We start from the raw sequence: 23,900 nt of genomic DNA, 5'->3' as shown, positions 1-23,900 counted from the left end.
GATGACCACCGCAAAGCAGGATGCGATGATATGGATGAACGACACCTTCGGGTCAGACATCGACGTGGCCCTGGCGGGGACGCCGATCACGAAGAAGCTCGTGATCGCCATTGGCATCCTGGAAACATTTTATATCTGGGCGAAGATGTACAAGACGGCAACCCCCGAAGAAGTACTGGCCGTTTGCGTCGACGATACAATCGATTATCCGGCGCGCAGTTCGGCCTGGCCGAAGAATCGCGCGGAACTGGAAGCCCATCCTAAGGGAAAGGCCATGTTCTAAGGTGGCCCGAGATGCGCTTGCTAGGATCGCAAAAATCAATTCAGGCTACGTGAAACCGGCAAAGAATCCTGACAAGTTTTTCCACGGCTTCGGCATATTCCAATACGATATCAGTTCTTTCCAAATGATTCTGGCTACTTCCTGAACGGCACTTGGGTTACCTGGAAAGGAACGCTAGAGCATGTCCTACGATCGATGAATCGATTGTGAAGTGACGCGTGCGTTCGCCGGTGCTTCAAAGTTGACCTCGATGGAGGATGATGATGGGAAGAGCGCTGAGCGGGGATCTTCGGTCGCGGGTTCTGCAGGCTTCACGCGTTCTCCGTGAAGAATGTCCAACGCATTGATCTGGCGTCCATATCGGCTTCCCTAAAATATTGTTGTTTGCAAGTTTCGGGGTTCTTTTGGGCCGTTATCTTGCAAATTGCGCTTGTGACTGAATGATGATTCCCTCTCGGATGGCGGCGATTGGCAGGGAGTTTCCGATGCGTCCGAAAGAGCGGCGGGACAGCGGGCAGCGCGATCTTTTTCGGGCCAGGCTCGAGCAGATCGTCGACATGAACCATGCGCTCGCCCGGCTTGGCCGGGTGATCGACTGGCACTGCCTGGAGGAGTGCTGCGGCGCGGCCTATGCGGACGCGCCCGGCCATCCGGTACTGCCCACCCGCTTGATGGCGGGACTGGCGATCCTCAAGGCGATGCACAACCTGTCCGACGAGGCGCTGTGCGACCGGTGGCTGGAGAACCCTTGTTTCCAGCTGTTCTGCGACGAGGAGGTCTTCCGCCACGATCTGCTCTTCAACCGCTCTTCGCGAAGCGCTGGCGTTCTTCGCCGGGCGGGAGATCGCGCGGCGTGACGAGCGCCGCATCTCGATGGCGAGCAAGATCGCCCAGTTCCCGTTCGTGCGCGAACTCGACGGCTTCGAATTCGGTGCGCAGCCCTTGCTGGACCCAGGCCATATCCGCGAACTGGCGACGTGCCGTTGGATTGCCCATGGCGACACGACCCTGTTCCTCGGCCCTCCGGGCACGGGGCAAACGCATCTCGCCGTGGCGCTGGGCCGCGAGGCGATCCGGCAGAACTATTCGGTCCAGTTCGTCACCGCAGCAACCCTGGTGGCGATGCTGGCCAAGGCTCACGACGATGGCACGCTCGACAGGCAATTGACGTAGCTTGCCCGGCCCAGGCTGCTCATCATCGATGAGCTCGGGTACCTGCCGTTCGAGGCCAACGCCGCCCATCTGTTCTTCCAGCTGGTGTCCCGACGCTATGAGAAGGGCTCAATCCTGATCACTTCAAATCGCTCCGTGGGCGAATGGGGAAGTGTTTTTGGGATCCCGTCGTTGCAACGGCGATACTGGATCGCCTGCTTCACCACTCGACGGTCATCACCATCCGCGGCGACAGCTACCGGCTTCGCGAAAAGCGCAGGTCCGGCCTTCTGCAGAAGGCCGGACCTGCGCTCAAGACAAACGAAAACGCCACAGCATGAGAGGGGTCAGTTCGTCAGTTCCCCAAAGGGGTCAAATTTGCAGTTCGCTTGACACCGCCCAACGGCTACGGGCTTTATGACATGATAAGCAACGTGTGGGAGTGGACGGCGGATTTCTGGTCGCCCGGCCATCCCGCGGACGCGCGGACGGCATGCTGCGTGCCTGTCGATCCTCGCGGTGGTTCGGCGGACGCGAGTCTCGATCCCGTCCGGTCGCACAACCCCATTCCCCGCAAGGTGCTGAAGGGCGGTTCTCACCTTTGCGCCCCCAACTCCTGCCGCCGCTACCGCCCCGCCGCACGCCATGCCCAACCCGTCGATACCTCGACCAGTCATGTCGGCTTCGGCTGCGCGCGCAGGGATGGAGCGGTGCGCAGCGCCCTTACATGAAAGAAAATCGGCCTTAAAAGGGCGCAACGCGCGGATCAGTGTTTGGAGTGTCCGTTCCTGTCCGTTCCGAGCTTTTCCTCTATCCTGTCCAGTCTCGTTCGAATGTCGGACCACATGGTCTCGAGGATCACGTCGCGCTTGCGCATGGCGATTCCGTGCGTGCCGTAGGCGACACCTGCATCGCTGGTGTCGAAGACGGCGTTCGTCAGCGTATGGGCGAGGCCGAGGGCTTCAACCACTTCGGCGACCACACCTTCCCGCTCCTTCACGAGGGACAGGAACAGGTAACGGCCTGTCAGCATCTCGGCGCCCGCGTCCTTCGCCTCGGCCGCTGCGCGGGCGAGGATTCCGCGGGCATCGTCCGACAACCGGACCTCCGCCGGGTCGATCGGCGGCCGTCCGGCCCGGGACGCGGCCTCCAGCGCCTCGCGCAGCCGGTGGGGCGGAAACCCGAACTGTTCGAGCAGGAGGAGGAGCAGGCTTTCGCCCTGCTCGATGATCCCGGCGAAGATGTCTTCGGCCTCGACGGTCGGCGAACCGCGCTCGGCCGCGATCGGATAGGCGATGGCGACGATCGCGCGCACGTGCTGGCCGAGGCGGATGCCCAGATCGGGCTCCTCGGGCAGCGGCGGCTGCGGGGGGTTCGCCGATTCGAGCGTTTCCGCAATCGTGCGCAGCGCCGCCGAAAGAGCATCCTGACAGATCGCCGATACGGGCAGCTTGGCGCGCTTGACTTGCTCGAACAGGTCGTCCGGCAGGTAGACGTTTATTTTCGGCATGCTTGTCCCGGCGCCGCAGCACCTGCTTTCCTGATTGACGGGTGGCTACCGGTTCCCCTGTTAACCCACCGCAGGTGCGCGGGCAACGTGCGCGCGGGCTTCAATGCCAGACCCGCCTCGCGACGTCGAGCATGAGGTCGATCTTGCGCCACTGCTCGTCCGGCGTCAGCAGGTTGCCTTCGATCACCGAGGCGAAGCCGCATTGCGGGCTGAGCGCCAGTTGCTCGACGGGTATGTATTGCGACGCTTCCTCGATGCGGCGGATCAGGCCGTCGGCCGTTTCGAGTTCGCCGACCTTGGTCGTGATCAGGCCGAGGACGACGATCTTCCCCTTGGGCACGAACCGCAGGGGCGCGAAGGAGCCGGCGCGCGGCGTATCGTATTCCAGCAGGAAGCGGTCGAAGTTCAGCTCGTTGAACAGCCGCTCCGCGATGCCGTCGTAGAAGCCTTCGCGGTGCCACAGGCTCTGGCGGTTGCCCCGGCACAGATGGACGCCGAACACGACGCCCTCGTGCCCCGCGATGGCGGCGTTGTCCGCCGCGATCGCATGGCTCAGATTCTGCGCCGGATCCTCGCCGCGCGCGATCTGCTCCGCGATGGAGGCGGGGTCGACATAGCCCGTCAGGCTCGGCTCGTCGATCGAGACATACCGGCAGCCGGCGGCGGCGACGCCCGCGATCAACTCCCGCTGGATACGCACGAGATCGTCGATGAAAGCCTGCAGCGAGGGGTAGATGTCCTGCGGCTGCGGCTTGCCGTAGCCGTGGATGATGCGGTCGACGCCGATCAGCGTCACCTTGGCCGGCGTATCCGTGAGCCCTTTCACGAAGGCATATTCGTCCAGAATGTCGTTGTTGACGAGTTCGAGCCTGCGGGTCGCGCGGCGCAGGGGAAGCGGCACGGGGCTATATCCGCAACAGGCGCCGTCGTGGGTGTGTTCCGCGGGTCTGACATCCGCGGGTTTGGCATTCTCCCGCTTGGGGATTTCCCTGTTCTCCCATTCCTCGAAGCCCGCGACCTTCGAGAAGCTTTGCAGGAACACCTGGCGCCGGTACTCGCCGTCGTTGACGATGGGCAGGCCGTGGTCGACCTGCTCCCGGACGACCTGCGCAATCGCCTCATCCTGCCGGGCGCGCAGCTCGCCGGCGGAAAGCGCGCCCGCGCGGTGCTCCCGGAAGGCATCCTTCAGCGCCTGCGGCCGCAGCAGGCTGCCCACATGGTCGACACGCAGGTTCTTGATGTATTCTGCGCTGTGGCTCATCTCGTTCTCCCGTTCATTGTCCGAAATCGTTCCATGCGACCGGCACGGCCTCCAGCACGGGCGCGTCGATCCCGGACAGGATGAGTTGCCGATGCTGGCCTTGCTCCGTGGCGGGGAAGTCGGCGCGGACATGCATCCCCCGCGTCTCCTCGCGGGCGAGGGCGGCGATGTACGACCAGCGCGCCGTGGCGAGCATGGCCTCCGTCTCCCGCAGCCGGATCCGCGCGCGGACGTCGTCGGCCGCAAGGCCGTTTCTCAGCAGGTCCCAGCCGTTTTCCAGCCGGCCCAGCGCCTCCGTCATGCCCGTCGCGGAGCGAAGGCCGTTCTTCTCCAGCGGGTGGACCTCGGCGCCGATCAGCTTCTCTAGGCGCTGCAACGCGCCGGCTTCCGTGGTGGGCCGGGCCGCCGCGCCGTTCCGGCCCTCGGGCGCTGCCGGCGTCGGATGCCCGCGCGGGCTGCCGCGCTCGCGCGCATGCCGGGCGGCGGCTTTCCCGGACCACCGCCCTGACGAGACCGTCCACGCCGCGTTCGCCGAGCCCGCGCCGCTGGCCGCGCCGGTGATGTGCTGCCGGGAGGCGGTGTCGCCTGCTACCCACAGGCCGGGAACGCCCGTCCAGCACGTCTCGTCGGCGACGACGACCCCGCCGGTGCCCCGCACCGAACCTTCCATGATGGGCTCTATGCGGAACTTCTCGGTGAACGGATCGATGCCGAGGCGGTCGAACTGGATGAGCAGGTTGGGCTGGGAAGCCCTGACGGCGAGCCGGTCCTGCGGCGCGACGCGGTCGAAGCGGGCGAACACCGGGCCTTCGATGAACGCCCGCGCGATGGCCGTGCCGACGACGCCCGCCGGCGGGCTCCAGCCCCGGTCGATCTCGCGGCCCCGTTCGTCGTAATAGGTTGCGAGCAGGTAGTAGCCGTTCTTGTCGATGGAACAGCCGACGGGAACGAGCCCGTAATAGTTGCTGAACTCCATGCCCGTCAGCCGGGCGCCGGCTTCCGCCGCCATGAGATAGCCGTCGCCGGTCGCGACATTGCCGCCAAGGCATCCGCTCTTGAAGGCGCAGCCGCCCGTGGCCAGGATGACGGCGCCCGCATGGACCCGCCACGGGCCGGCGGCATGGCGGCGCAGGCCGCGCGCGCCGCACACGGCGCCATCGGCGGCCAGCAGCTCCAGCGCCGGGGAATGATCCAGGATCGTGACGCCGGCCTGCTTGATCAGGCGCCGCATCTCCCGCAGGTAGACCGGCCCCTGGACGAGGGGCTGCGCGCCGGCGTCCCCGTCGTCGCCCTGGCGGTATCCCCTCCGGTCGGCGATGCGGGGCCAGGTGCGCCACGTTTCATCGAGGATGCGCGCCATCCACGCGGGATCGGAGAGATAGCCCCCGGCCCGCGCCTTCTCGGCCATCGCGGCGGGGCGGTTCTCCTCCGCCACCCACCAGTGGCCGATGGTCGACGGCGCCGCGACGCCGCTGGATCCGCAATAGCCCTTGTCGGCGAGGACGACGCGGGCGCCTTCCTCGCGCGCCGTCAGCGCGGCCCACGTCGCCGCGGGTCCGCCGCCGATCACGAGCACGTCGGTCTCCAGCGCGAGACCATCGCTGATGTCGCTGTTCATCGGTCTGCCGTGCCTTCGTCGCCGTGAGTGAGGGCGCCTTGCGGGAGGGCCTCGCCCCGCTCATGCGCCGCGTCCGGCGCGGACATGCCCTCCGGTCCTGGTCCCGCTCCCGGTCCGGTGCGGGCTAGCGCCAGCGCCTCGTCGAAGGTGCGCGGGGGGCGCCTGCCCTTGCCCCAGCCCAGGCGGGCGCGGAAACTGCCGAGAATGCCGGCAGCCGCCAGTCGGCTCTCGTCGCGGTGAACGGATCCCTCGGCCGCCGGCTCGCGACGGGGGGCGACGTACATCGCATCCGCCGGGCAATGGATTTCGCACATGTAGCAGGTCTGGCAGTCTTCCTGACGCGCGATGGCGGGCGGCGCGTTCTCCCTCAGCTCGAACACGTCCGTCGGGCATATGTCGACGCAGAGGTCGCACAGGGTGCATCGTTCGGCGCTGATGAGCTCGATCATTCCGCCGCCCCCCGGATCGCGGGCGCTTGCGGGCCGGCGCCGACGTCGTCGTTCACGCCGAGTATCTGCAGCAGCCCCTGCCGCAGGGCCGCGAAGCCGGGCGCATTCCGGTTGCGCGGCCGGCCCAGCGGCACGGGTCGGTCGAGCGCGAGCGCGCCTTCCCTCAGGATCACCACCCGGTCGGCGAGCAGCAGGGCCTCGTCGACATCATGCGTGACGAGGAGAACCGCCGGCTGGTGGCGGTCGCAGAGTTCCGCCACCAACTGCTGCATGCGGATGCGGGTCAGCGCGTCGAGGGCGGCGAACGGCTCGTCCAGCAGCAGAAGCTGCGGCTCGCGCACCAGCGCGCGCGCCAGGGCGACGCGCTGCGCCTCGCCGCCGGACAGCGTGTGCGGCCAGGCGCGCAGGCGGTGCGACAGCCCCACCTCGTGCAGCGCCCGCACGGCCACCTGCCGCGCGGCGGCGGTCCTCTTCTGGCCGATCAGGACGTTGGCGCTGACGTCGAGGTTGCGGACGAGGCGCGCGTCCTGAAACACCACCGTGCGGTTCGGCGCCACCAGCACGCTGCCGGAATCGATGTCCTCCAGCCCGAGCAGGATGCGCAGCACCGTGCTCTTGCCGCTGCCGCTCGCGCCGAGCAGGGCGACGAACGAGCCCCTTTCGATCGCGAGGTCGAAACCCCGCAAGATGGGCGATGCGCCGAAGCTCTTGCCGACCCCGCGCATGTCGACGGCCAGGACGCCGTGGTCGCGCCCGCCGTTCCCGTCGATCGCATCCGGCATCACGCTTCTCTCCGCTTGCGTCGCCAGGGCATGGCGACGGCTTCGAGGAAGCGCACGATGCCGTCGCCGACCAGCCCCCAGACCGCGTAGACGATGATGCAGACCAGCAGGATGTCGGTTTCGAAATATTGCTGCGCCGCGAGCGCCAGCGCGCCGATGCCCTTGGGTGCGTTCGTCTGTTCCGCCAGAACGAGCGCGAGCAAGGCGAGGCCGATCGATTGCCGCAGCCCGATCAGCATCTGGGGCAGCGCGTTGGGCAGGATGATACGCCAGACGACCTCCGCCCGGGAGGCGCCAAAGACCTGCGCCGCCTCCAGGATGGCGGGATCCGCCTGGCGCACGCCGCCCTGGGTGTTGAGGTAGAACGGCACCGCGCAGGCGAGCGCGACCAGCGCGATCTTGTGCGGTTCGCCGATACCCAGCCAGACGACGAACAGGGGCGCGACCGCGAGAAACGGTATCGTCCTGATCATCTGGAGGGTCGGGTCGATCAACTGGTCGCCAAGCCTGTAAAGGCCCGCCAGGATGCCGAGCGGCAGCGCGATCGCGATGCCGATCAGAAAGCCGACGCCGGCCCGGGCGAGCGAGACGGAGAGATTGTCCCACAGCATGCCGTTCTGCATCAGCGTGAGGAACGCCGTCAGGACATCGCCGGGCGGGGGCAGCAATTGCGGCCTGATCCACCCTTGCCGCGAGGCGAGCCACCAGAAGGCGACGGCCGCCGCCGGCACGAGCGCGCGCATCGCGATGTCCGCCGCCGCCGATGGCCGGGCGGCGCGGGCGGCCTTCGGCGATACGAGCCGGTATCCGCCCCGCCGTCCCACCACCCCGCCCCCGGCCCCCGCCGGCGCGCAGCCGGTCATCGCCGCTCCATGGGAGTTGCTCATCTTCCGCCGCCGGGCCCGTTATTTCAGAGCCCAGGCGTCGACATCGGCGCTGCGCTTGATGACGCCCGTATCGGTGAGAAACGCCAGCGAGCTCCTGATCACCTTCAGGCCGTCCGGCGCAATCGGCGCGTCGGCGAAGTTGAGCAGGACGACGGTGCTGGATTCCTCGGGCGACAGGCCCGTCTTCTGGCTGTAGAATGTGTAGTACTTCTGCGGATCCTTCCGGATTTCCGCGATGCCGGCCTTCTGCACCTCCCACAACGCCTTCTGCAGGCCGGGATTGCGCGCGGCGAAGTCCTCGGTCGTCACCACGACGCTCGCGCTCAGTTCGAGCGTGGGATCTCCTTCGCGGGCGCGGGCGATGATGTGGACGTCCTTGTCCTTCCGCCGCCAGCCCACGGCCTGCGGCGGGCTCGCCACCACCGCCGCGACGCCGCCGCTCTGCAGGGCGGGATAGGTTTCCGACGGCGACAGGTTGACGAGCTTCACCTTGTCCTGCTGGCCGGTGCGCTTCAGCGCCGCCAGCGCGAACTTGTCGAAGTTGGAGCCGAAGGCCGCGCCGATCGACTTGCCGGCGAGGTCCTCGAGCTTGCCCGCCTCGGACTTCCGCGCGACGATCCACAGGTCTCCCGCCGGCGCGCCGATCGTCACCGCGCGCGTCGCCTGGCCGTTGACCACCGTGAGCACGGCCGGCGTCTCGCCCGTCTGCGCCAGTTGGATCTCGCCGCTCTGCAGGCCTGCGAGCGCCAGGGGCCCGGTGTTGAAGCCGATCTGCCGGCCGAGCTTGAAGCCGTGTGCCTCCAGGATCGGCCCTGCGAGGCCGAGGTGGATGGCATAGCCGGTGGCGTCGGTCAGCGCGGGCGGAAAGCCCACGCCGCCGTTCCACGGAAAGCCGAAGTTCAGCTCCACGGGCGCCACCTGTCCGGCAGGCTTGCCCGCCTCCTGCGCCGGGGAGGGCGATGAATGAACCGCCGCCGCAATGACGGACGCGAGGATGGCCGTCATGACGGTGCGCCGCGGGAGGCGGAAAATGCCGGACGATGAATGCATAGCGGGATGTACCTTCGCCGATGATTGATGGGGTTATCCTATAACCCCAAAAAAGGTCTCGCAAGGCGAATTATATTAAATCTACTGAATTTATCTCAAAATGAGAAGACGAAGCTGCTCGGCTCCGTGTTCGGCACCGGCCCGCAGGACCGCCCGGCTGCAGCGGCGGCCATGGTTGCCATGCCGGATTCGTCTCAGGAAAGCAGTTCCAGCAGCGACTTGCGCAGGGCGATGAACGCCGTTTCCTCCCGCTGGCGCGGTCGCGGCAGGCCGACATCGACCACGGCGCGGATGCGGCCGGGATTGGGCTGCATCACGACGACGCGGTCGCTGAGGTAGATCGCTTCCTCGACATCGTGGGTGACGAGCAGGATGGTGACTCGGTTGCGCTCCCAGATATCGAGCAACTCGCCCTGCAGGCGGGTGCGCAGCAGCGAGTCGAGCGCGCCGAACGGCTCGTCCATCAGCAGCAGCGCCGGCTCCGCGACCAGCGCCCGCGCGATGGCGGCGCGCTGCGCCATGCCGCCGGACAATTGCCGGGGATAGGCGGAAGCGAAGCTGCCGAGGCCGACGAGCGCGATGTAGCGGCGCACGCGCTCACGCCGCTCCGCCGGCGCGAGGCGGCAGGAATCGAGCGCGAGATCGACGTTCCCGCTCACCGTCAGCCACGGAAACAGCCGATGGTCCTGAAACACGATGGCGCAATCCCGCGCCGGGCCGGCCACCGGCCCGCGCCCGTTGATGAAGAGCGCCCCCGCATCCGGCGTTTCGAGGCCGGCGACGAGTCGCAGCAGGGTGGACTTGCCGCAGCCCGAGGGGCCGAGGATGCTGACGATCTCGTTGTGCCGCAGGGTCAGGCTCACGTCGTCCAGTGCGGCGAATGTCCGCGTCTCGACGGTGAAGGTCTTGCGGACGTTCTCGATGGCCAGCGACGGGGCCGGCGAGGACTGAACCGGCGTCATGCGCCGCTCCTTGGGCTGTTCCACGGCGTGAGCCGGGCGATGGCGGCGCGGGAGAGGTAGTGGAGGCCCGCGCCGACGGCCGCCAGCACGGCGACGCCGACGATGACGATATCCATGCGGAACTGGTCCCGCGCGCTGGCGATATAGCTGCCGAGCCCGCGGCCGTTGCCGATGGCGTATTCCGCGCCCACCGTTCCGATCCAGGCGGATATCAACGCGATCTGGACGCCGACGCCGATCGAGGGCAGGGCGGCCGGCAGCAGCAGGGCGGTGATCGTGCGCCGGCGCGACAGGTGCAGCACCCCCGCCACCTCCCTCAGCGTCGCGGGGACCGTGCGCAGTCCCTGCTCCGTGGCGAGGAAGAGCGGGAAGAAGGTCGAGATGGCGACGAAGCAGAGCTTCGTCGCCTCGCCGTTGCCAAACCACGACGTCAGCAGCGGAATCCACGCGAACAGCGCGATCTGGCGCAGCGTATGCAGGGTGGGCGAGAGCGCGAGCCCGCCCCGGCGCGACATGCCGACGAAAAGCCCCGCCGCCTGTACGGGAGCCTCACGATCAGTGGGGCGCGTGCCTATTTCGTCCTGCAGAAACGGATCGTCGGCGAGATTCTCGCCGCTGCCTCCCGTTCCATTTCCTGCTTTTGTCTACATCCGATGAGGACGAGAGACCGTCCCTTGACAGCCAACGTGCACTCATTTAAAAAAATATAAAGTCTATGTATTTGATTAAATAAATGATGGAATCGGAGCAGCCAGCCGATCAAAGGTAGATAGAACCGGATATCGTCCAGACCAGCGCTCATGCAATGGTGCTGCATCCGTCCTCGGCGATAGTCCGGCTTTCGCGGAAACGGCCGACGCCCGTCTTCTGAAATACCGCTTCGCGACGACTCCCCATATGCGGCATCATGAGTTGTGGGAAGCTTCCGTTATTGGCATCGACCAGACTGGCGCATTCAGATGGCAATCTCACACATTGCAGCGTTCACGAAAAATCATTCCGGCCCATCGAGGCTTCGTCCGCCCTCCCTGTCGAAGCTGCCGCCGCTCACCGCGTTGCGTACGTTCGTCGTCGTGGCGCGTGAGCTTTCATTCAAGAACGCGAGCGACAAGCTCTATGTGACGCCGGCTGCCGTGGGCATGCAGATCCGGGCGCTCGAAGATCATCTCGGGGCGCAGCTGTTCGTCCGTGATGGCAACCGTTTGCAGATCACCGAGATAGGAGAGGCGCTGTATCCTTATCTGGAGGAGGCCTTTCACCTGATCTCGGACGGCGTGGAACATGTAACGCGGATCGCCGTTGAAGGGCCGCTACGCGTCTCCGTGACGCCGTCCTTCGCCTACAAGTGGCTCGTTCCCAGGCTGGCGGGGCTGCGCAGCAAGCATCCCGATCTCGAAATCCAACTGGACTCCAGCCTGACGCTCGGCAGCTTTTCGGACGATAACATCGACTGCGCCATCCGATTCAGTTCCGGCATATGCCGGAATCTCGCTTCCGAACTCATTCTCTCGGAATCCATCGTGCCGGTGTGCAGTCCTTCGCTGCATGCGAAGATACACAATCTGTCTATCGGGGAGATTGTTCGCACGGTTCCCCTGATTCACGACGACTCGTCAGAGAACGAGGACGGCAGCGTCAGCTGGGGAGTCTGGCTCGGCCGGCACGGTGTCGGCATCTTGCCCGGTGACAGCGGCCCGCACTTCAACCTCTCAGCGCTGGCCATCGACGCCGCGGTGGCGGGCATGGGCATAGCGCTGGCAAAATCTCGTCTGGCACAGGCGGATCTGGATGCCGGCCGGCTTGTTGTCCCGTTCGGCGAGACGGCAGGCGTCAACTTTTCCTACTACTTCGTTACCACGAAGCAGAAGTCGCAAATTCGCCGCGTGCAGACGTTCAGGAAATGGCTGAAGTCCGAAGCGCTTCATCACTCGCCTGCGTACTGAGGTGCGCCGGATGAATATCCGGACCCCGATCATTACCTCCGCGCGTGCGCCGGCTTACCGGGCGAGCCTTTCCGCGACGCCGATGGCCTGATCGAGACATTCGATGGCGCCATTCGACTCCCAGTGAATCCCGCGCATCAGCGGGCCGATGGCACTCAGACGGTCACTGACACTTCCGTTGCGATCGATCACCCGGCCATCCGGGGTTGCCAGGAGCCCGAACTGTTCCGGGCCGGGCACGATCAGCCCTCTTCCAAGCAGGTTGCGGACGAGCGCGGGCTGAGCTGCGTCGCTAATATCGTGGCGGGGACCGGAGCAATTCACCACGGCGTCGGCCTCGATGATGACAGCGGATCCGTCGGAGCGCTGCCTCAACGAGATCTGTAGGGCGCCGCTACTGGTGACCGAAACCGATACGATGCGGCCACTCAACGTCGTGAGTCGCCCTCTCGCCAGCGAGCGCTCGACGGCTGCCGCCGTCTGGGGTGCGGCGCGATGCAGTGCAGTTTCCCAGAACCTGCGCAGGAACCGCAGGAAGTTGCGGCGCTCGCGGGATGACCCGCGCCGCCAGAGGCCGGGTATCTGGGCTTTGATCGCTGGTACGATCGATTGCCAATCGCCGCCGGACGCAGCAAGGGAATGCCGCATGATCTGCACCTGCCGCAGGAAAGGGACCAGCCTGTCGGGCGCTTCTTCGTTTTCGGCCAGAACCGGAAGGCTGACGACCTTGCGGCGGCCCTCCGAAACCAGACCGCTGCGGGAGATGGCGACGAGTTCCCCTCCGAACCCGGCCCGTTCAAGGGACGCGGCGACATCCAGCATCGTTAGTCCGGTGCCGATCGTGACGATTTTTCCGCTCCGCGCCAGCCGGTCCAGCACCCCGTGTTCCCACGGGTCAGCCACGTAGCCGGGGTGAGCGCCGGCCTCCCCGGTCACGAACGCGGGTCTTGCCGAGGTCACGCCAACTGCGAGGACGACCTGTCGCGCGGATAGCTTTCCGCCTTCGGCAAGATGGAGAGTGGCGGCATCCGCGCCCAGCTCCAGGTCTGTCACGACATCCCTGATGTGCCGGACCGTGGCGCGGGCAGTAGTGGCCGTGCGTTCGAGTTCCGAGCGCACGTACGCGCCGTAAAGCCGGCGTGGCGGATAGGCTTCGCCGGCGACGGTCCATTCCGAAAGCCGCTCCGCACCACATGCCGTTTCCAGCCAGCGTGAAAATCCCTCGGGATCGCTCCTGTCAATGCCGAATACGGTCGCGGGCGCATTCATGAGATGGACGTCATCGCGTGTGGAATACGCCACGCCGCCGCCGAGCATCTCGCGCGGCTCCACGATGGCGATGGTGACGGGGCGCCGCGCGACGGCAAGGTACTTGATGGCAAATACGGTTCCGGTAAACCCGCCGCCGACGACGGCGACGGAGAAAGGAATGTCGTGAAAGAGCGGTTCAGGGAATGAGACTGCCGTCATCGTCTGGATTGTTCCATACTGTCAGCGCTGAACTGTCGGCAACCGTCGTGGACAGCGCCGGGCCACGGGTGCCGGGAGCCTGACGTGGAGCTGGAAGAGGGTGACACGGATGCCGCTATCATCGGCCCTGAGTAGACGTGCGCGTCGCTTGCCGGCAAGAAAGTATAATTTCTGCACCGATAGAAATTTTGGTTTGAGCGCCCGGCTCCCCACGAAAATAATGATTGCTGGTTGACGCCCCCTGATTGTCTGTCCGCTGCGAGGCGTGGCTGCAAGCCGCTTTCCGGAGCTGGGGCGGGCTGTGCTTTGGCCTTTCGGGATGTAGTGGGAGACGGGATTGGCGGAACGAATGATACATCTCGGGTTGTTCCTGCGCGGGCCGGGCCACCACCTTGCCGCATGGCGACATCCCGGAAGCAGTTCCCTGGCCGGGATGGATTTCCGCACGCAGCTTGCGGTCGTCCGGGCAGCCGAGGAATCCCGGTTCGATATGGTCTTTCTTGCAGACGGCCTTGCAGTGCGCAATTTCGAACAAGGGCCACACATCACCAGCCGAATGGGGCACGGTGTCCATCTGGAGCCATTGACGCTCCTATCCGCGCTTGCCGTGCATACTGAGCGTATCGGCCTTGCGGCAACTGCGTCCACGTCATACACGGCGCCTTTTCACGTCGCGCGGCAGTTCGCCTCCCTGGACCATCTCGGCGGCGGGCGCGCGGCCTGGAACCTCGTCACTTCCGTATCCGTGGCGGAGGCACGCAACTTCGGCTTCGACGAGCACCTGCCGCATGCCGAACGATATGCGCGCGCCGAGTCCTACGTCGATGTCGTGAGGAAACTCTGGGACAGCTGGTCCGACGACGCATTCACAGCCGACAAGGCGGACGGACAGTATTTCGATCCCCAGCGCGTATTCCCCGCCGGCTACCGGGACGAACACTTTGCCGTCGAGGGACCGCTTAACATCGCCCGTTCCCCGCAGGGGCATCCGGTGATCGTGCAGGCAGGGTCGTCCGCAGCGGGACAGAAGCTCGCGGCGAGAACGGCCGATGTCGTCTTCACCGCCCAGCCCAATCTGGAATCCGCTATCGCCTTCCGCACAGGCTTGCGGCAGCAGGTGGAGAAGGCGGGTCGCCCCGCCGACGCGCTGAAAGTGCTGCCCGGCCTCATGCCCGTGGTCGGGGACACGGAGGAGGAGGCGCAACGCGCGTTCGCAGAGCTGCAGGGGCTGATTGATCCCGAAGTGGGAATGGCCATGCTCTCGCGGCTGCTGGGCGGCGTCGACCTGTCCGGCCTGTCTCCAGATGCGCCCCTGCCGGAACTCGGCGGGAGCAACGCCATTCAGAGCCGTCTCGAACTCATCCGTGGCATCGCGCGATCCGGTCGGCTCACGATACGCCAGACATATACCGCGATCGCGGGTGCGCGGGGCCATCACACGGTCATCGGGACGCCGGAGACGGTTGCCGGGGTCATGGAGCAATGGTTCAGGGCCGGCGGCGCCGACGGGTTCATCGTCCTGCCCGCGCTCTACCCGCAACATTTCGAGAAGTTTGCGTCGCAGGTCGTTCCGATCCTTCAGGAAAGGGGTCTGTTCAGGAAGGAATACGCCGGATCGACATTGCGTAGTCATCTCGGCATTCCCCGAAAAGAACATTTCACGTCCATCGACCGTCATGTGGCGTGACGTCAACACGAAAATCAGGTGACAGCATGAGCAGCACATTTTCACGAAGCCGCCGCGAGCTTCTTCAGTCCAGTCTTTCCGTGACCCTGCTTGCGTCTCTCGGGGTTCCTTCCGTCGTGTTCGCCGACGAAGCGGCCGCGCCCGTCCATGGCGGGACGCTGACCTTCCTCGTCTACCCGGAACCGACATCCCTCGTCAGCATCGCGACGACATCAGGCGCCGAGCAGAGGGTCAGCTCGAAGGTGCACGAGGGCTTGCTCAAATACGATTTCGATCTGACCCCGCAACCGCAGCTCGCCACGGGCTGGACCGTGTCGCCCGATGGAAAGCTCTACACGTTTTCCCTGCGGGAAGGCGTCCGCTGGCACGACGGAAAGCCGTTCCGGGCCGTCGACGTGGTGCGGTCGATCGAGCTGCTCAAAGCGTGGCACCCACGCGGCAAGCAGACCTTCGCCAACGTCGAGGCTCTGAGGGCCCCCGACGACCATACCGTCGAAATCGCGCTCTCCCAGCCCGCACCCTATCTTCTCTATGCGCTGTCGGCGGCGGAATCCCCAATCGTCGCGGCCCATGTCTACGACAGCCTCGACAGCCCGGCCAAGAATCCGGCCAGCCTATCGCCGATCGGTACCGGCGCCTATATCTTCAGGGCGTGGGAACGTGGCACCAGCGCGGTATTCGAACGCAATCCGGATTACTGGGACCAGCCGAAGCCGTATGTCGATCGTCTCGTCGCACGCTTCATCGCGGATATCAACGCCCGCGCGGCGGCACTCGAAACCGGAGAACTGCTGGTCGCGAGCGAAAATCCGGTGGCGCTCTCCGAGATCAAGCGGCTTCAGGCGCTGCCGCATATCGCGTATACGCAGGACGGCTACAGCTACAGCCCCAATCAGCACCAGCTGGAATTCAATCTGGACAAGCCTTATTTCAAGGACTTGCGGGTGCGCCAGGCAATCGCCCATGCCATCGATCGCCAGACCATCCTCGATGTTGTCTACAATGGCTATGGCATCGTGGCGCCGTCGCCGATAAGCCCGTTGCTGAAACGCTTCTACTACGACGGTGTAGAGACCTATCCCTTCGATCTGGACAAGGCCAATGCGCTTCTGAACGAGGCCGGCTATCCACGGGGGCCGGACGGCGTGCGTTTCCGCATCACGCACGACTACCTGCCCTATGGATCGGAGTTCCAGAATCTCGCGGCCTATCTCAAGAACAACCTCGCCCGGATCGGCATCGACGTCACCATCCGCTCCCAGGATCTCAGTGCCTGGATCAAGCGCGTCTATACGGACCGCGATTTCGACTTCGTCAGCAACGGCCTGAGCAATACCTTCGACCCGACGGTCGGCGTGCAGCGCGGTTACTGGAGCAAGAGCTTCGTCAAGGGCGTGCCGTTCTCGAACGCCTCGCACTACGCCAATAGCGAAGTGGATGCCCTGCTGGAAACCGCCGCCATCGAACCTGACGAAAAGAAGCGCTATGATCTCTTCGCACGGTTCCAGCAGATCGTTGCCCGCGAAATCCCGCTCATCAACACAATCACCGTCAAGCAGGTAACCTTGTTCAACAGGAAAGTCCACGACCACACCGTTACCGCGGACGGATTGCGCGGCAATCTGGCCGATGTGTTCATAAAAGAATGAGCCGGGAATGCGATTCCGCCGACGTTGCCGATAATGGAGCCGGTTTCGCCGGCGCCCTTGACCGCGCGCGCCAGGTAGCGGTCCGCCTTGCGGAAACCGCCAACGCCCGCGAGCGGCAGACCGCTCCCCCGCATGGCGAAATCGGGCTGTTGCGTCAGGCAGGGCTGCTCGCCTTCCTCCATCCGCGCACGGTGGGAGGGGGCGGGGGCAACTGGCGGCAGGCGTTCCGCATCCTGCGCACCGTCGCCGAGGGGGACATGTCGATTGCCCAGATCCTGGGAAATCACTACGTTCAGGCGACATCCCTATTCGGCCGCACGGACGAGGTGACGGCAGCGCTGATCAGGGAGACGGCGTCGCGCAGGTTGCTGTGGAGCGCGGCGGTCAATCCGCGCGATCCCGATCTCGTGTTGTCACGCGCTTCCCCCGATCGTTATGCGCTGTCGGGGCGCAAGACATTCTGCACGGGCGCCGGCGTCTCCGACAGGCTGATGCTGGCAGCCGTCCTGCGTGACGGGGAGGGAACCCGCCGGCTTCAGCTTTCCGTGCCGACGAGCCGTGCCGGCGTGACCATCAACGACGACTGGGACAACCTCGGGCAGCGGCTCACCATGAGCGGCAGTATCGATTTCGTCGATGTCTCTGTCCGCGACGAGGACATCATTCTGCCACAGCCCGACGATGCGCCGTCCCACCTCGACCTTACTACGCCGAGGATCCAGCTGTTCTTCTCGAATATCTATCTCGGCGCCGCGCGCGCGGCCCTGACGCACGCTGTCGCTTATGTCAAGGAGCATACTCGTCCGTGGCCCGGTTCAATCGCTTCTTCGGCAACGAAGGACCCCTATATCGCGGCGACGATCGGCCGCCTTTCGGCGCACCTGGGTGCGGCGGAGGCGTTTGCCGATGACATCGGGGACCGCCTCCAGCGGGCGGGCGACGCAGGGTACGCGCTCGATCCGGACCAGAGGGCCGCAGTCGCCTGCGACGTCTATCAGGCCAAGATCGTGGCGACCGAAGTCTCACTCGAGGTCACCTCGCGGATTTTCGAGGTGATGGGGGCAAGATCGACGGCATCCACCTATGGTTTCGACAGGTTCTGGCGCAACGTTCGGACCCATACGCTGAGCGATCCGGTCAGCTACAGGGAGCGCGACGTCGGGCAGTACATCCTCGCGGGCATCGCACCACCCATTACCCTTTTTGACAGCAAGGCCCATCGATCCGATACGCCGGACAGAGGCGGTCGGGAGGAGTAACTTTCCGGGAGCTATGTCGGAATCTGGGTGATGACGGTTTGCTGAGGGTGGCGTATCGAGGGGGGGTAACGAGCCGGTCAGAACCTCCGAAGAGTAATACACTTGATGACAGATTCCCGCCATGGACGTCGGGCTAGCCTGGCGGCGCGACATGGAGCTTTCATGGAGCTTTCGCCGCAGATGCTCGCTTTCCGATCCTATTTTCGGCAGGCATACCACCTGCCCGGCCGGTGACACGGTCCGAGCGCCGCAGCCGGCGAGCCTCGCAATGCAAGACGACCGGTTTCATGCGGGACGGCTCGGGATCCGGGTGGAGTCTGCGATCCCGGGTCGGGACGAATCGGTTATTGTCGAATGATTGTCCGGGCGCGATCCGCGCCGAATGATCGCGGGGATGCCGTGCCGCCACAGACCGGGGAGATCAGCGTCGCACAGGCACGACGCATCGCGCTTGCCGCCCAGGGGTTCGGATCGGCGCGTCCCGTCCGCGTCGATCAAGGCCATCTGCACCGCGTCGTGGGGCGGCTGGGCCTGCATCAGATCGACAGCGTCAACGTCCTCGCGCGGGCGCATTACCTGCCTGCATTCTCGCGGCTAGGTGCCTACGACCGGACGCTTCTCGACCGCGCGGCGTGGGGGCAGCGGAAAGAGCGGCGGCTTTTCGAATACTGGGCGCACGAGGCCTCGCTGCTGCCTTTGGATACCCATCCTCTCCTGCGCTGGCGCATGGCGCGGGCGGACCGGGGTGAGGCCGGCTATGCAGGCATGCGCGTCTTCGCGGGCGAGCGCCGCGAGGAGGCGATGAAGGCGCTGGAGCGCATCCGGCAGGAAGGGCCGCTTGCCGCCTCCGACTTCGAGTCGAGCCGCGCCGGCTGGTGGGAGTGGAGCGATTCCAAGCGCATGCTCGAATGGCTCTTCTATGCCGGCCATATCACCACCGCCACGCGGCAACGCAGTTTCGAGCGCGTCTACGATCTCATGGAAAGGGTGATCCAGCCGGCCGTTCTCGCATTGCCGACGCTGCCGGAGGCCGAGGCCCACCGCTCCCTGATCGAGCGATCGGCACGCGCCCTCGGCATCGCGACGGTGGGCGAATTGCGCGACTATTTCCGCATCGGACCGGAGGATGCGAAGGCCGCCATTGCGGCGCTGGTCGAGGAGGAAGTGCTGATCCCGGTCGCAGTTCCCGGCTGGCCCCCGGCCTTCCTGCATCACGAGGCCCGCCGCCCGCGCCGGGTCGACGCTCAGGCGCTGCTCGCTCCGTTCGACCCGCTCGTCTGGGAGCGTACGCGCACCGAGCGCCTGTTCGGCTTCCGCTACAGGATCGAAATCTATGTGCCGGCTGCGAAGCGTCAGCACGGCTATTACGTGCTGCCCTTTCTGCTCGGCGACAGGCTCGTGGCGCGCGTAGACCTGAAGTCCGACCGCAAGGCTTCGCGTCTTCTCGTGCACGCCGTGCATCTCGAACCGAAGGCTCCGCCGGAGACGAGGGACGCGCTCCGCGTTGAACTCGCGTCACTCGCCCATTGGCTGGGGTTGTCGGAGGTCTCGACCGGGCCGGTTCGATAATATAACCCTGTGATGTTCATCTTCTCCCGCCGTGAAAGCACTTTCGTTCCATGGATATCTGGATACCAGCAACCGTTATTGCGGCGTTTCTTCAGAATTTGAGATCGGCCGGGCAGAAGCATCTCAAGGGCGTCATGGGCACATCCGGGGCGACCTTCGTCCGCTTCGGATTCGGCGCGCCGTTTGCCGTGCTGTATCTTTTCCTGGTCCTGCGCGTGACGGGTGCTGCGGTCCCGGCGTTCAATCCGGCGTTCGTCGGCTGGGTGGCGGTGGGAGGATTCACGCAGATCGCGGCGACCTATCTGCTCGTGCACCTGTTCTCGTTCCGCAATTTCGCCATCGGTACCGCGTATTCACGCACCGAACCCGCGCAGGCGGTGATCCTCGGCGCGGTGCTGCTCGCGGAGGTCCCGACCGTGGGCGCGCTGGCCGCCGTCGCCATCAGCGTGCTCGGCGTCATGCTCATCTCGGTCGCGCATACGAAAGTGAGCCTGCGGTCGCTGTTCACCTCGCTCCGCACGCGCAGCGTCGCCATCGGCCTGACGTCCGGGCTCGCCTTCGCAGCCAGCGCAGTGGCCTACCGCGCCGCGTCCCTGTCGCTTGCCGGGTCGAACTTCATCGTCCAGGCAACCATCACGCTGGCCTGCGTCATCCTGTTTCAGGCCGCCGCCATGCTGGTCTGGCTGCTGTGGCGGGAGCGGGACGAACTCGCTCGCATCCGCCGGGCATGGAAACCGTCGCTGTTCGTCGGCTTCGTCGGCGCTACCGCCTCGCTGTGCTGGTTCACGGCCATGACCGTGCAACAGGCCGCCGTCGTCAAGGCGCTGGGGCAGGTCGAGATGATCTTCGCCTTCGCCTTCACCGTCTTCGTGTTCCGCGAGCGGATCAACCGGTTCGAGGCGGCGGGCTGCCTTCTCATCGTTCTGGGGATACTGATCCTCGTGCTGTTGTAGCGGGGCCCGGTCAGTTCTCCGCCGGCCGGTCGTCACCGTCGTCCAGGCAGCGGCGGATGCGCCGCTGCCACGCCCCGGCGCGGATCAGCCGGGCGATCAGCGCGGGGTCGGGCAGGCCCGTAAGGTTCGCGGGCAGGGCGCCGACCCCGGCGCGGATCACGACATCACCGACGACGATCTCCACCCCGAAGGTGGCATCCATCGTCGGCGACGCCGCCACTTTCGTGCACGGCAAGCTGCCCCATCCGTAGCTGCTTGCACCAGTCGTAGACCTGCCAGCGTCGTTCCGTGCCAACATCTCCATTGCTCATGCGCACGGAGAATGGCCCGGTCAGAGTTCTAGCGGCAGGAGGGGATCAGCGTCGCGCTAACTTTCAGAATGCGATAACCTCACATTGGTCGAACGGTCAGACCGGGTTGGGCTCGTTGCCGGCCAAGGGAGAAGTCGTTCCTCGCGTGGGAGCGTGGATATACGATGCGGATCGATCAGCAATAATGGCTGATGCGTATCAGGTTTGTCAGCGCGCGTGCCGCCGGAGTAAGGCTGCGGTCGGGGGCGGTTGCGATAGCGATCGAGCGCCCGAGCACCTTGTCAGGCAGCCGAAGTGTCACGAGTCCGTGCATGCTGCAAATTTTCTGCAGGCCCACCGGAATGAAAGCGCTCGCGAGACCGGAACGGGTTATGGCGATAGACGACAGAGCGTGCATCGTCTGCATCGTCGGCTCAAAACTCAAGCCGTGCTCGGCAAACAGACGGTGGATGTAATGGTAGGTCGCCGAATGGGGTGGCATTGAGACGATAGGGTATTGTGCCATTCGCTGAAGAGAGAAGTCACCTTCTGCAAGCGGATGGCCCTCGGGAACAATTACCACCATTTCCTCAAAAAGAAATTTTTCCAATAGCAAAGATCCATTATCTATATGCTCGTCATAAGGCGCGATTGCAAAATCCACTTCGCCGCGCATGACCCGTTCCAATGCCATGCCGAAGAAATCATCATAAATCGTCACCCTAATTCCTGGGTAGGTGTCCTGGAATGCGCGAACGATACCTGGTAATACGATGGCTGAAACGGTGGGTGTTGCTCCAACATTTACCCGGCCTCGAATCAAGCGGGCTTCGTCGCGGAATTCGTCGATGATGGCTTGCAGGTCGGAAAGTGCCATTCCGGCGCGCGCCTTCAGGCGGGCGCCGTGTTCGGACAGGATTACCCGTCGGGTTGTTCTGTGAAATAACTCAACCCCAAGAACTTCTTCCGCCACCCGGATCCGTGATGAAACTGCCGATTGCGAGATCGAGAGCAGCCCGGCTGCGGCGCTGAAGCTGCCAGTTTCGGCCACAGCGATCACAGCCTCCAACGCGCCAAGATCAATTGGAAGTCGTGCCAAGCTCAAGCCCCCCATTCCTATCGCTAACAATCCAATTCATAAATTGGATAGATAATTATATAAAAAATATCCGTTTGAAAGATAAATTCCATACATGCGACGGTGCCACTGGGAGGCGACCATGCACCAGTTTAACCGGCGCATGGTCGCCTCCCCACTTCAATGAGGAGGGAACACCATGAACACGCTTTCCCAAGCGCTTGCGGCGTTTGCGTTGGGGCGGCTCGATCTGCCATCTGACGTGTATGCGAAGGCGCAAGATCATTTTCTGGATACGTTGGGCGTTGCGGTCGCCTCGTCCGGCTTTCCCTTCGCGGCTTCGGTTAACGTTGCAGCCGAGAGTCTTGGCAAGGGCAGCGATGCAACGGTGATCGGCTCGGGCCGCACACTTCCGGCCAATCTTGCGGCAATGGTCAATGGCACACTGGCACATGGGTTAGACTTTGATGATACCCATATCGAGGGAATCTACCACGCCAGCGCGACGGCTATGGCGACAGTCCTGGCTGTCGGTGAAGAGACCGGCGCGTCGGGCCGGGAGGTACTCGAAGCGTTTATTGTCGCGCTCGAAATCGGTTGCCGGTTGGCGCTGACGGCCAAAGGCGAATTCCATGACAAGCACCTGCATCCAACGGCAATATGCGGACCTTTTGCCGCTGCTGCTGCGGCGGCGCGGCTCTACGGGCTGAACGAGACACAGCTTGTCGATGCATTGGGGCTTTGTGGATCCCTTGCCGGCGGCATCTTACAGTTCGAGGGCGCGTGGTTGAAGCGGCTGCATCCCGGCTGGGCCGCCCATTCGGGCATTACGGCAGTCGCGCTCGGCCGCGCCGGTTTCACAGGGCCGAAAACGGTGTTCGAGGGGCCTCACGGCTACTTCATGGCTCATCTGGGCTATCTGCCCGACACTGAGCGCCTGATCCGCAGACTGAACGAAGAGTGGGTGCTGACGGGACTGGCGATCAAGCCATATCCCTGCTGTCATTTCATCCATGCCTTCGCCGACGCTGCGTTGGAGCTGGTCGCTGAAAGAGGGGCACCTTTTACTGCGGACGAGATTATCGCAATCGAGGCTCCGCTGTCCGAACGGCTGCATCATTTGGTCTGGGAACCCCGGACAAGCAAGATCGAACCGCAAAGCGAGTATGATGCCCTGTTCAGCACGCCCTATGTGATTGCTCTCGCGCTTGCGCGGGGCAGGGTTGATCTGTCTGGGTTTTTCGATGGAAATCTGGCTGATCCCGAAGTGCTCGGCCTCTCGCGCAAGGTCACTTGCACGGTTGATCAGCTCAGCGATTTTCCTGCCCGTTTTCCCGGTGAGTTACGGCTGACTCTTCGCGATGGCAGCCGGCATGTCCTGCGCAAGCCGCAAAGCCGCGGAACGCCGGGGCTTCCGCTGGAGCGAGCCGAGATCCTTGCCAAGTTCCGCGCCAATGTGCTGCGGGAATTGTCGCCCGATGCGACGGAGCGCCTGCAAACACTTGCGCTGAGTCTTTGCGATCTGGAATCGATCGCTCCGCTGCTTTCCGCCACCCGCTCGAACGTGGAGGATGTGGCGGCATGATCCGGCAAGAACGCGGCCTGCTGTATGAGGATTTCAGCGTCGGCCAGCAATTCGAACACCACTGGGGCCGGACATTCAATGCGTCGGACGCCAGTTTGTTCAGCAATATGTTTCTTCAGATGAACCCGATTTTCTTTAATGCCCCCTATGCGCAGGCCCTGGGCTACGACGACATCATTGTCCCGCCCATGTTCGTCTTTGCCACGATCCTCGGGCTTTCGGTGGAGGATCTTTCCGAGGCAGGTGGCCCGTTCCTGGGCGTCGATGATCTTTCCTTCGGGGTGCCGGTTCATGCCGGCGACACCGTTTATGCGCGATCCACCGTGGTCTCACAGCGCCTGACCGAGAGTCGTCCCGGCTGGGGCATCACCGAATGGCACACACGCGGTCACAACCAGAATGGCGAGGAAGTGGTGACCTTCCATCGCCGCAATCTGTCGCGCTGCCGCAATACGTAAGGAAC

General features: G+C 64.6%; 21 protein-coding genes and 3 pseudogenes. 12 read left to right on the top strand and 12 right to left on the bottom strand.

Annotated elements, in window-relative coordinates; genetic code table 11:
- Position 1 precedes the first annotated feature (1 nt).
- The 4 genes and pseudogenes from ACFFJ7_RS17370 to ACFFJ7_RS17355 form a co-directional block, all read left to right on the top strand.
- Entirely contained in the window at positions 2-283 is a 282-nt protein-coding gene (locus tag ACFFJ7_RS17370) for a hypothetical protein (RefSeq protein WP_377593987.1), read from the top strand.
- Between the two features lie 485 nt (positions 284-768).
- A pseudogene (locus ACFFJ7_RS17365) lies at positions 769-1,101 on the top strand (transposase); the annotation flags it as partial.
- Positions 1,079-1,776, top strand: a pseudogene (gene istB, locus ACFFJ7_RS17360) (IS21-like element helper ATPase IstB); the annotation flags it as partial. The pseudogenes ACFFJ7_RS17365 and istB, both read left to right, overlap by 23 nt.
- A gap of 54 nt (positions 1,777-1,830) precedes the next feature.
- Positions 1,831-2,166, top strand: a pseudogene (locus ACFFJ7_RS17355) (formylglycine-generating enzyme family protein); the annotation flags it as partial.
- 35 nt (positions 2,167-2,201) lie between these two features.
- Here the strand turns inward: ACFFJ7_RS17355 and ACFFJ7_RS17350 are convergent.
- The 9 genes from ACFFJ7_RS17350 to ACFFJ7_RS17310 all read right to left on the bottom strand — a co-directional run bounded on the left by ACFFJ7_RS17350 (position 2,202) and on the right by ACFFJ7_RS17310 (position 10,529).
- On the bottom strand, positions 2,202-2,945 hold the full coding sequence (locus tag ACFFJ7_RS17350) for a Clp protease N-terminal domain-containing protein (protein WP_166954291.1): 744 nt from the start codon (positions 2,943-2,945) through the stop codon (positions 2,202-2,204).
- A gap of 100 nt (positions 2,946-3,045) precedes the next feature.
- Positions 3,046-4,206: a uroporphyrinogen decarboxylase/cobalamine-independent methonine synthase family protein gene (locus ACFFJ7_RS17345; RefSeq protein WP_377593984.1), complete on the bottom strand. Its 1,161-nt coding sequence runs from the start codon at positions 4,204-4,206 to the stop codon at positions 3,046-3,048.
- Between the two features lie 13 nt (positions 4,207-4,219).
- Positions 4,220-5,824 (bottom strand): FAD-binding protein, encoded by a 1,605-nt coding sequence (locus ACFFJ7_RS17340; protein WP_377593982.1) that lies wholly within the window; start codon positions 5,822-5,824, stop codon positions 4,220-4,222.
- Positions 5,821-6,273, bottom strand: a complete 453-nt coding sequence (locus ACFFJ7_RS17335) for a 4Fe-4S binding protein (protein WP_377593980.1) — start codon at positions 6,271-6,273, stop codon at positions 5,821-5,823. Before ACFFJ7_RS17335 ends, ACFFJ7_RS17340 begins: the two co-directional genes overlap by 4 nt.
- Positions 6,270-7,055 (bottom strand): ABC transporter ATP-binding protein, encoded by a 786-nt coding sequence (locus ACFFJ7_RS17330; RefSeq protein ID WP_377593978.1) that lies wholly within the window; start codon positions 7,053-7,055, stop codon positions 6,270-6,272. The genes ACFFJ7_RS17335 and ACFFJ7_RS17330 overlap by 4 nt, the downstream gene beginning before the upstream one ends.
- Positions 7,055-7,942: an ABC transporter permease gene (locus tag ACFFJ7_RS17325; protein WP_377593976.1), complete on the bottom strand. Its 888-nt coding sequence runs from the start codon at positions 7,940-7,942 to the stop codon at positions 7,055-7,057. Before ACFFJ7_RS17325 ends, ACFFJ7_RS17330 begins: the two co-directional genes overlap by 1 nt.
- A gap of 18 nt (positions 7,943-7,960) precedes the next feature.
- Positions 7,961-8,947 (bottom strand): ABC transporter substrate-binding protein, encoded by a 987-nt coding sequence (locus ACFFJ7_RS17320; protein WP_377593974.1) that lies wholly within the window; start codon positions 8,945-8,947, stop codon positions 7,961-7,963.
- Between the two features lie 239 nt (positions 8,948-9,186).
- The gene (locus ACFFJ7_RS17315) at positions 9,187-9,954 is read right to left on the bottom strand and encodes an ABC transporter ATP-binding protein (protein ID WP_377593972.1); all 768 of its coding nucleotides are present in this window, start codon (positions 9,952-9,954) and stop codon (positions 9,187-9,189) included.
- Positions 9,951-10,529, bottom strand: a complete 579-nt coding sequence (locus ACFFJ7_RS17310) for an ABC transporter permease (RefSeq protein WP_377594065.1) — start codon at positions 10,527-10,529, stop codon at positions 9,951-9,953. Before ACFFJ7_RS17310 ends, ACFFJ7_RS17315 begins: the two co-directional genes overlap by 4 nt.
- Positions 10,530-10,868: 339 nt before the next feature.
- Between ACFFJ7_RS17310 and ACFFJ7_RS17305 the strand changes: the two genes are divergently transcribed.
- On the top strand, positions 10,869-11,897 hold the full coding sequence (locus ACFFJ7_RS17305; protein WP_166954265.1) for a LysR substrate-binding domain-containing protein: 1,029 nt from the start codon (positions 10,869-10,871) through the stop codon (positions 11,895-11,897).
- Positions 11,898-11,951: 54 nt separating this feature from the next.
- On the opposite strand, the gene ACFFJ7_RS17300 is transcribed toward ACFFJ7_RS17305, so the two are convergent.
- Positions 11,952-13,367, bottom strand: a complete 1,416-nt coding sequence (locus tag ACFFJ7_RS17300; RefSeq protein ID WP_377593969.1) for an FAD/NAD(P)-binding protein — start codon at positions 13,365-13,367, stop codon at positions 11,952-11,954.
- A 349-nt stretch (positions 13,368-13,716) separates the two neighbouring features.
- Here ACFFJ7_RS17300 and ACFFJ7_RS17295 point away from each other — a divergent pair, with 349 nt between their 5' ends.
- The 5 genes from ACFFJ7_RS17295 to ACFFJ7_RS17275 all read left to right on the top strand — a co-directional run bounded on the left by ACFFJ7_RS17295 (position 13,717) and on the right by ACFFJ7_RS17275 (position 20,484).
- Positions 13,717-15,054 (top strand): LLM class flavin-dependent oxidoreductase, encoded by a 1,338-nt coding sequence (locus tag ACFFJ7_RS17295; RefSeq protein ID WP_377593967.1) that lies wholly within the window; start codon positions 13,717-13,719, stop codon positions 15,052-15,054.
- 26 nt (positions 15,055-15,080) lie between these two features.
- A complete protein-coding gene (locus ACFFJ7_RS17290) occupies positions 15,081-16,703 on the top strand; it encodes an ABC transporter substrate-binding protein (RefSeq protein ID WP_377593966.1) in 1,623 nt (540 codons plus the stop codon).
- Entirely contained in the window at positions 16,700-17,962 is a 1,263-nt protein-coding gene (locus ACFFJ7_RS17285) for an acyl-CoA dehydrogenase family protein (protein ID WP_377593964.1), read from the top strand. Before ACFFJ7_RS17290 ends, ACFFJ7_RS17285 begins: the two co-directional genes overlap by 4 nt.
- 399 nt (positions 17,963-18,361) lie before the next feature.
- On the top strand, positions 18,362-19,531 hold the full coding sequence (locus tag ACFFJ7_RS17280) for a winged helix-turn-helix domain-containing protein (protein WP_377593963.1): 1,170 nt from the start codon (positions 18,362-18,364) through the stop codon (positions 19,529-19,531).
- Positions 19,532-19,581: 50 nt separating this feature from the next.
- The gene (locus ACFFJ7_RS17275) at positions 19,582-20,484 is read left to right on the top strand and encodes an EamA family transporter (RefSeq protein WP_377593962.1); all 903 of its coding nucleotides are present in this window, start codon (positions 19,582-19,584) and stop codon (positions 20,482-20,484) included.
- 10 nt (positions 20,485-20,494) lie between these two features.
- Here the strand turns inward: ACFFJ7_RS17275 and ACFFJ7_RS17270 are convergent, their stop codons facing one another.
- Both ACFFJ7_RS17270 and ACFFJ7_RS17265 read right to left on the bottom strand, forming a co-directional pair.
- Positions 20,495-20,719 (bottom strand): hypothetical protein, encoded by a 225-nt coding sequence (locus ACFFJ7_RS17270; protein WP_166954251.1) that lies wholly within the window; start codon positions 20,717-20,719, stop codon positions 20,495-20,497.
- Between the two features lie 251 nt (positions 20,720-20,970).
- On the bottom strand, positions 20,971-21,879 hold the full coding sequence (locus tag ACFFJ7_RS17265) for a LysR family transcriptional regulator (protein WP_166954249.1): 909 nt from the start codon (positions 21,877-21,879) through the stop codon (positions 20,971-20,973).
- Between the two features lie 172 nt (positions 21,880-22,051).
- Between ACFFJ7_RS17265 and ACFFJ7_RS17260 the strand changes: the two genes are divergently transcribed.
- Entirely contained in the window at positions 22,052-23,437 is a 1,386-nt protein-coding gene (locus ACFFJ7_RS17260) for an MmgE/PrpD family protein (RefSeq protein ID WP_377593960.1), read from the top strand.
- Complete coding sequence (locus ACFFJ7_RS17255) at positions 23,434-23,895, top strand: MaoC family dehydratase (RefSeq protein ID WP_377593959.1); 462 nt, start codon at positions 23,434-23,436, stop codon at positions 23,893-23,895. The genes ACFFJ7_RS17260 and ACFFJ7_RS17255 overlap by 4 nt, the downstream gene beginning before the upstream one ends.
- The last annotated feature ends 5 nt before the right edge of the window (positions 23,896-23,900 follow it).

It is taken from the genome of Pseudochelatococcus lubricantis (assembly GCF_042432495.1).
Classification (GTDB): Bacteria; Pseudomonadota; Alphaproteobacteria; order Rhizobiales; family Beijerinckiaceae; genus Pseudochelatococcus; species Pseudochelatococcus lubricantis.
Note: the sequence above shows the minus strand (reverse complement) of the source record. Positions and strands in the feature narration are given on the sequence as shown.

Excerpts from the sequence above, each read along its gene's own strand:
- ACFFJ7_RS17275 (WP_377593962.1), top strand. The coding sequence starts at position 19,582 with ATGGATATCTGGATACCAGCAACCGTTATTGCGGCGTTTCTTCAGAAT.
- ACFFJ7_RS17335 (WP_377593980.1), bottom strand. The coding sequence starts at position 6,273 with ATGATCGAGCTCATCAGCGCCGAACGATGCACCCTGTGCGACCTCTGC.
- ACFFJ7_RS17300 (WP_377593969.1), bottom strand. The coding sequence starts at position 13,367 with ATGACGGCAGTCTCATTCCCTGAACCGCTCTTTCACGACATTCCTTTC.
- ACFFJ7_RS17290 (WP_377593966.1), top strand. The coding sequence starts at position 15,081 with ATGAGCAGCACATTTTCACGAAGCCGCCGCGAGCTTCTTCAGTCCAGT.
- ACFFJ7_RS17345 (WP_377593984.1), bottom strand. The coding sequence starts at position 4,206 with ATGAGCCACAGCGCAGAATACATCAAGAACCTGCGTGTCGACCATGTG.
- ACFFJ7_RS17325 (WP_377593976.1), bottom strand. The coding sequence starts at position 7,942 with ATGAGCAACTCCCATGGAGCGGCGATGACCGGCTGCGCGCCGGCGGGG.
- ACFFJ7_RS17255 (WP_377593959.1), top strand. The coding sequence starts at position 23,434 with ATGATCCGGCAAGAACGCGGCCTGCTGTATGAGGATTTCAGCGTCGGC.
- ACFFJ7_RS17315 (WP_377593972.1), bottom strand. The coding sequence starts at position 9,954 with ATGACGCCGGTTCAGTCCTCGCCGGCCCCGTCGCTGGCCATCGAGAAC.
- ACFFJ7_RS17285 (WP_377593964.1), top strand. The coding sequence starts at position 16,700 with ATGAGCCGGGAATGCGATTCCGCCGACGTTGCCGATAATGGAGCCGGT.
- ACFFJ7_RS17320 (WP_377593974.1), bottom strand. The coding sequence starts at position 8,947 with ATGACGGCCATCCTCGCGTCCGTCATTGCGGCGGCGGTTCATTCATCG.
- ACFFJ7_RS17370 (WP_377593987.1), top strand. The coding sequence starts at position 2 with ATGACCACCGCAAAGCAGGATGCGATGATATGGATGAACGACACCTTC.
- ACFFJ7_RS17330 (WP_377593978.1), bottom strand. The coding sequence starts at position 7,055 with ATGCCGGATGCGATCGACGGGAACGGCGGGCGCGACCACGGCGTCCTG.
- ACFFJ7_RS17260 (WP_377593960.1), top strand. The coding sequence starts at position 22,052 with ATGAACACGCTTTCCCAAGCGCTTGCGGCGTTTGCGTTGGGGCGGCTC.
- ACFFJ7_RS17295 (WP_377593967.1), top strand. The coding sequence starts at position 13,717 with ATGATACATCTCGGGTTGTTCCTGCGCGGGCCGGGCCACCACCTTGCC.
- ACFFJ7_RS17350 (WP_166954291.1), bottom strand. The coding sequence starts at position 2,945 with ATGCCGAAAATAAACGTCTACCTGCCGGACGACCTGTTCGAGCAAGTC.
- ACFFJ7_RS17340 (WP_377593982.1), bottom strand. The coding sequence starts at position 5,824 with ATGAACAGCGACATCAGCGATGGTCTCGCGCTGGAGACCGACGTGCTC.